The sequence below is a fragment of the Peribacillus sp. NPDC058002 genome (assembly GCF_042886655.1).
Taxonomy (GTDB): Bacteria; Bacillota; Bacilli; order Bacillales; family DSM-1321; genus Peribacillus; species Peribacillus aracenensis.
The window spans coordinates 1-7009 of the sequence record NZ_JBHVQU010000189.1 but is presented as its reverse complement, the minus strand read 5'-3'; the positions used below and the strand labels follow the sequence as shown (position 1 = coordinate 7009).

Genomic DNA, 7009 nt, shown 5'->3' with positions numbered 1-7009 from the left:
GATGTGCATCTAGCAGCCTTTTTATATGGATTCTCTTATTTAGCCGGTGGATTTTACAGCCTTTATTTACTGCTGAAAAAAGCGGAAATAAAATGGAAATCTCCTTTTGAAAAACAATTATTAATGAATCTTAGTCCGTTTTTAATCAGTGGGTTATTTATTATGCTAACCCCACAATTGGGTCCATTGGTGCTGGAAAAAACACTGCCATTAGCGCTTGTCGGTCTCTTTGCTGTAGCCTATCGGATTCCTTCTGCTTTATACCAAATACCAGGGGTCATCGCAGGCGCTTTTTTTCCGCTTTTATTTAAGCGATACAATCAAGGGGAGCTTGCAGAACACACAAGATTGAATATCCTGCAAATGAAAATCATGTCCTATATAGGCATGTGCATGACTTTAACCTTATTCCACTTGGCCACTTATCTCGTGACGATTTTATTCGGAGCCGAGTGGGGATCTGCGGTTCAGCCTTTAAAAATATTGGCCTTTATAATCGTTCTGCAAGGCTTTAACATTGCCATTGCTGATGGCCTTACGACAAGGGGATTACAGAACCGTCGTACAATTATCCAATTCATTACCATCACCATCGGATTGGTTTCCTTCTATTTTCTGAGCATCAACTATGCTGTCGCTGGTTCAGCTTTTGCCGTCCTAACCATGGAAATTGTCTCATTCATTGGCTATGTCGCTGCCAACCCAGAAAAAAGAAAGGTATTCTTCCAGGTCATCCTGCCGTATGGCACCTTCTTTTCGATTAGTTTCATCCTGATGCACAACTTATTATCCAAGTATCCTTTTATAGCGATGATTTCTAGCATCATTTTCGTCACTGCTCTAATTTTGCTGCTTGATAAGAGCAGCAAGGAATTAATCGTTGGCTTCATAAAAAAGAAAAATGACGCCAAACATTTACTAGATGGGAGACAAAAAGAGAATGGAAAGATTGCTAATTAATAAAAACACCTCTATGTGGTCAGTCTTTCTCTTGTTATTTTTTATTACGCTCAGTAAATATAATATATCCATCGGTTTTTCTTTAAAAATTTACATGATTTTTCTAGCAATCTTCTTCTGCATTCATTTTCGGGATTTTTATTTTCATACCCTTTATCATTATGAAATTCTATTGCTTTTATTTTATTTCACCTATTGTCTGAGCGGCGCGTTTTCTCAGTATCCTGAATCGAGCATTCGGGTCATCCTAGGGGTGATACTCGTACTTGGCTGTTATTTCATCATGAGATATGTATTGGAACTAACAACGTTAAGTGCCATTGAGAATTCGATTGCAAATGTCGGGATCATCTTTAACATTAGCAGTCTATTATTATACATCATAGGAATACAGGTGACAGGCAGATTCCCGACAGGTGTTGAGATTACATCATATGGATTATTATTAGACCGGGATTATCCAAGATTAATCGGTTTACTGGATGACCCAAACATCTTCATTTTTTTTAACACAATCTTTTTTTCCTTTTATTTAACCAATTTAAAGGGATTCAAGCATTCAATTGGCTTCCTCCTATGTATGATTACTTCTCTTCTTACTTTTTCAAGAGGTGGAATTTTAGCTCTTGTACTGGTGGTCGTTTTGTACATGCTTTTAGCTAATTTCTCCAAAAAAATTAAAATGTTAGCAGTTTCCTTAATATTTCTAACGGTGATATTTGTTGCTGGGTCTCTTATCAAAATAGATTTCAATGAAATCATCACGAGCCGCATTACTGACTTTTCAACTGATGGTGGCAGCGGCAGGTTTGAATTATGGGAGCAGGCGATCAACTACTTTATGTCAAATCCCCTTTTTGGCATCGGTGCATTCAACTTTTCCGATTATTACGCCTTCGAGCATAATGAAAAGCTATATGTTCATAATACGTATCTGGAGGTTTTAGTAGAGTCTGGAATCATTGGTTTTCTTTTTTACCTTTCCTTTCTATTGATGCTCATACTCACCTTATTCAAGACTAAATTACACAAAGAAAAGCCCTTTATTGTGCTTACTCTTTTTGCTTTCTTAATACAGATGATGTCACTTTCACTCATGATTAATGAAGCATTTTTTTCCTTTTTAGCACTAACTTTAAAATATATATCTGTATATGAGAGAAAAGAGGTGGAATATAGTGACCTACAGCAAAAAGGATGACAGACCTTTAGTTTCCGTGATCACTCCTTCGTATAACAGCAAGTCTTTTATTACAGAAACGATAAAAACTGTCCAAAATCAAACCTACTATAACTGGGAAATGATCATTGTTGATGATCAATCAAAGGATGACTCGGCTTCTGTCATTAAATCCTATGCTGAGAATGATTCACGGATAAGACTTATCCCTTTATCCAAGAATGTCGGGGCCGCCAGGGCAAGGAATATAGCCATTAAAGAAGCCCATGGAGATTATATCGCGTTCCTAGATAGTGATGATCTATGGCTTCCGACTAAATTGGAAGAACAAGTTGCATTTATGCAAAAGGGAAATCTCGCTTTCTCTTTCACCTCTTATTCTTTAATAGATGAAGAAGGAAATTCTCTTGATGTTGAAGTAAAGGCACCTAAAGCTGTGGATTATAAGCATCTGATTGGAAATACAACGATTGGCTGTTTAACAGTGATGCTTGATAGGCTGCAAATCAAGCATATTGAAATGCCTGATATTCAGCCAGAGGATACTGCATTATGGCTGTTACTCTTAAGACAAGGATATATAGCTCACGGCTTACCGAAAGTCTTATCCAAGTATCGAATTGTAAGTAACTCTACTTCAAGAAATAAATTTAAGGCTGCCTACCGGTATTGGAGGCTTTTACGAAGCCAGGAAAAATTAAACTTTATTAAAGCTAACTTTTATTTTAGCAAATACGCCTATAACGCATACAACAAAAACAGAGGTTCACAGCCTGCCTCTTTACTAAATGGAGGGAAATAAGGTATATGAACAATGTCCTGCTACTTACAGATAAGCTCATAATTGGCGGCGCTGAGATGTACTTTTGCAAATTGGAAAATCATCTCCAGGATGAAAACATGACGTTTTACTCTGCTGCTGCGACGGGTGAATTGTACAAGCAAATTCATAACAAACAACAATTCATTCCTTTAAGCTTAAAGAATCACCTTGCCAACCTTAAAACACTAACTAAAGAAGTTAGCTTAAAACATATCGATGTCATTCATGCCAATAGTTTACGAATGCTGCTATACTCGATCGCCATCAAGAAACTGACCAGAAGAAATATCAAACTGGTGTACACCAAGCATAATGTAACCATTCTAGAAAAAAAGTTGCCCTTTCTATTTAAAAGGGTGCTGAATAAAAATGTTGAGCAAATCATTGCTGTCAGTAATTTTGAAAGAGATAACTTACTTCAGCTGGGTGTTAGGAATGAGCTTATTCGGACCATTTACAATGGTGTGGATGTTGAACACTTTTCGTTTAAACAGCTACAGCCTAAAGAAACCTTCAATGTGGGAATTTTAGCCCGTTTATCAAAAGAGAAAAATCATGAACTTTTCTTGAAAATCGTTAATGAGTTAAAGGATGTACCTAATGTGAAGTTTTATATTGCTGGAGATGGACCGGAGCGAGAATTTGTAGAAAAAATGATTAAAGACTTAAAGTTACGCCATAAAGTGATGCTACTAGGCAATGCCTCCAATCCATATGAATTTATATGCAATATGGACTTACTTCTTTTAACATCACTTAGAGAGGTTTTTCCAATGGTTGTCCTGGAAGCAATGGCAACAGGAACGCCAATTATGTCAGTGGATGTAGGCGGCATTAAAGAAGCGGTTGTGGACCATGAAACCGGGATTCTCATTTCCCAACATTCAGAACAGGAATTTGCCAAACAAATTAAAACACTTCAAGATAATGTGGATTTAAGACAACGCTTGGGAAGCAAAGCAAGACAAAAGGTAGAAGAATCCTTCTCCCTCTCGAATATGATTCATTCTACACTGAAAACCTATAAATGAACAAAAAACAAACGATGACCTCGTTTGTTTTTTGTTTTTTATACCTATACATACTTTTTTGGACAAGCATATGCTATATAATATCACCATAAAAGGAGTGTTATATATGGCAGACCCACTCAACCTCCCTGAGGATTGCCAGAACAGGGAGGTTGCTAATATAGATTGTTTCGGCGCCAACCCAAATCTAGCGGATAATTCACCAGCCATTCAGGCAGCGATTGATTATTGTGTAGATAATAACTACTCTAAAGTTGCCATTACAGGGAAGAAGCAATATACCCTCTCCTCCCCCATTGTCATTAAGCAAAATGTCCATCTTGAAATTGACCCGACGATAACATTAATAGTTAAAGGTAATTTCCAGGTTTTTGAGCTACAGAAGGATGCTTCCCTCTCCGGCGGGACGATTGAAGTAGTGGATAATAGCTTCAATTCATCCGTCATCTTTCTTTCCGGGGCGCAGCAAATAGAGATCCATAATCATACATCTATATCCAATATCAATATCATTAACCGTACAACAACGTATCAAGGTATAGCCATCCATTTATACTGTAACAAAGCATGGGATTTCATCAGTTTCTTTAAGGCTAGCTCCCTCCAAATCACAAACTTCCATACAGCACTCTTTTTAAAAACCGAAAAACTATCAAATGTAGATACCCCCTGCTGGATTAATGCCAACTCCTTCGAGTCCATTTTTATAGATGGCTGCCAGTACGGTATCGAGATTGTAGGAAACAGTGACCTACCTTACGAAATTTCCGGCAACACCTTTACTGGACTTCAAGTTCAATGCCGAAAACAAACGAAAAAAGTCATACGATGCTCAGGTGCTTATAATATATTTGAAGGCATCATATGGGATACCTACCGTATGGATGATCCCCCGCTCGTGATTGAGTTCTCCTCCACTTCCCATCACAACTACCTAAGCTCGAATCAGGTATCCACATCCATCCTTGATCGCGGCCAATACAATCGATGCACCTCCCCTCATGAAGAATCTCTCCAAGTATATCCACCTCTTGCCTTAGGAAAAGCCCATCTGGTCGGGAATCAAGACGATATCTTAGTAAATGCAAACGTCCGCTATGCTGTCCGTCAGCTTTCTGGCAAGGCTCCTTATGGAGGAAATATCAATAATTGCTTCAATTTACTCGATGAGCAAAGTGTAAATTACCTCGATGTTCCCAGTTCCCAACCGGTTGTGATAGAATTGGATTTTACCAAACAGCCCATTAAAATGTTAAATTGCTTTGGTCTTTATTTTGGATGGAATGAAAGTCCCAGTCGCGTATTGATTGAATATCAACAAAGCTTAAATGGACCTTGGATCATAGCAAAAAATCTCCCATTTAATGCCGGTAACACGGTGATCTCTGAAGCAAGAGCAGAAACGCTTTATAAAATTAAACTGACATTAAGCGGGTATACACAAGATCACAAACGATTCCGGATTAATCGCATCTTTGCAAGATCATCCCTACAGCAAGGTGCAGCTTGGTTGCCGACTACTGGCGGAACATTATATGGAGATATAGAACTTCAAAAAGGGAAAGCTGTAACAATGGCTTCTCCAAACGGAACAAAGTGGAAAGTGAGTATTAATGATCAAGGCCAAATTATCACTTCAAAGCTCTGACTATTAAATATAAAAAAACTGGCATATTAACTTGTTATCCAAAGAGGAAAGGATTATTCCCCATAGATAAGGAGCAATAGTACCAGTAAATTAATGATCATTAATGTTATCTCCAATTTGCATTTCAGGGTGAGTGCCTATCTATTAGCTAACCACCCTTTTCGCTTTTATTTATTGATTCAAGATATTGGCCTGACCTCTGTCAGTGATTCGGCTCATTGGTAAGGATGGGATATCAATAGTAGTGCCCATGCTATTTTCCGTAAATTCAATAACCTCGTTTTGAAGTGTGACTTTGTCCAGATCCCAAACCATTCCCTCAAAATTATTGTATTGCCCACTTATCTTCAAAATGCTCTTTGTTTTGCCTGAAGGCTGTATCTGTAAGTTGGTAAATTGATTACCACTAACCTCATTCGGTATGGTAGAGTTACTATCTATGTAAATCATATTCACACAATCTTCTAATGATAGATTCAAAAAACGATTGGCATTGATCCAGGCCTTACCAGAAGACGGTTCTTCAGCTATTAACTTTACTCCAGTCTCCATCCCTGCAACCTTGATATTTTCAAAATTCACGAAAGAAATCTCATGTTCTTTACCGCCAGCATAGAAAGATATCCCAGTACCCTGATTACTTTCAGACCAATTTATAATATTTACATCCTTCACATGCGTTTTGTTCCAGGTATTATAATATTTATACTTACCATCTAAGTAAATGACCTCTGAATTAAATTCAGCATCATTTATCACTACATAAGCACCTTCAATGGAAGCATTCCGCTCAAGCTCAAGCACCCTGAAGTTTCCCTTTACAATGAATTTCGTTCCGTAACCAAATTGCAGCTTAACACCTTTCCTGACGATGATCGGTGATGAAATTGTGTACTTCCTATCATCCAGCATAACCGTCTTTAATTTATTGGCCTTAGCATGATCGATGGCAGCCTGAATCTTCGCTGAATCATTGGCCCCTTTAAAATCTTCAACGTATATCTTTTCTTTATGGTTAGATATAGAATGTTTCTGCTGAAAAATGAGGAAAACAATAAGCACAATACATATAGATAAACCGATTATTTTTTTCATGAAATCCATCCTTTTTTCCTTATTTTTGAAACTGAATTTGATAATCTATTTCTGCCTATGAAATAACACTTTATTTAACCTAGATGATAAGCCAGCTCCGCCTACTCCAAGGATCAATTATATTCCATATTCAATCATTGCATTACCGGATTAATAGAGTTCATAATCGAATTTATTATCCTCCCCAACACACTCTGAGTAAGTACATCTTAACAACTGGAGTTAGTATAGTTTCATGGACACATTTTAGTTAAGTCCTTACAATGATTTTT

Annotated in this window: 6 protein-coding genes; 5 read left to right on the top strand and 1 reads right to left on the bottom strand. The window is 37.5% G+C overall.

Annotated elements, in window-relative coordinates; all coding sequences use genetic code 11:
- The 5 genes from ACFVSH_RS21075 to ACFVSH_RS21055 all read left to right on the top strand — a co-directional run.
- The coding region (locus ACFVSH_RS21075) for a lipopolysaccharide biosynthesis protein (RefSeq protein ID WP_387707667.1) at positions 1-960 on the top strand (960 nt) is incomplete at its 5' end.
- On the top strand, positions 941-2161 hold the full coding sequence (locus tag ACFVSH_RS21070; RefSeq protein ID WP_387707665.1) for an O-antigen ligase family protein: 1221 nt from the start codon (positions 941-943) through the stop codon (positions 2159-2161). The genes ACFVSH_RS21075 and ACFVSH_RS21070, both read left to right, overlap by 20 nt.
- Positions 2139-2942 (top strand): glycosyltransferase family 2 protein, encoded by an 804-nt coding sequence (locus tag ACFVSH_RS21065; RefSeq protein ID WP_387707663.1) that lies wholly within the window; start codon positions 2139-2141, stop codon positions 2940-2942. The genes ACFVSH_RS21070 and ACFVSH_RS21065 overlap by 23 nt, the downstream gene beginning before the upstream one ends.
- 5 nt (positions 2943-2947) lie before the next feature.
- Positions 2948-3994 (top strand): glycosyltransferase family 4 protein, encoded by a 1047-nt coding sequence (locus tag ACFVSH_RS21060; RefSeq protein ID WP_387707661.1) that lies wholly within the window; start codon positions 2948-2950, stop codon positions 3992-3994.
- Between the two features lie 106 nt (positions 3995-4100).
- The gene (locus tag ACFVSH_RS21055; protein ID WP_387707659.1) at positions 4101-5642 is read left to right on the top strand and encodes a glycoside hydrolase family protein; all 1542 of its coding nucleotides are present in this window, start codon (positions 4101-4103) and stop codon (positions 5640-5642) included.
- Positions 5643-5813: 171 nt separating this feature from the next.
- Here the strand turns inward: ACFVSH_RS21055 and ACFVSH_RS21050 are convergent, their stop codons facing one another.
- Complete coding sequence (locus ACFVSH_RS21050) at positions 5814-6737, bottom strand: hypothetical protein (protein ID WP_387707658.1); 924 nt, start codon at positions 6735-6737, stop codon at positions 5814-5816.
- Between the last annotated feature and the right edge of the window lie 272 nt (positions 6738-7009).

Coding starts and splice junctions, on each gene's coding strand:
- ACFVSH_RS21070 (WP_387707665.1), top strand. CDS start 941: ATGGAAAGATTGCTAATTAATAAAAACACCTCTATGTGGTCAGTCTTT.
- ACFVSH_RS21060 (WP_387707661.1), top strand. CDS start 2,948: ATGAACAATGTCCTGCTACTTACAGATAAGCTCATAATTGGCGGCGCT.
- ACFVSH_RS21055 (WP_387707659.1), top strand. CDS start 4,101: ATGGCAGACCCACTCAACCTCCCTGAGGATTGCCAGAACAGGGAGGTT.
- ACFVSH_RS21050 (WP_387707658.1), bottom strand. CDS start 6,737: ATGAAAAAAATAATCGGTTTATCTATATGTATTGTGCTTATTGTTTTC.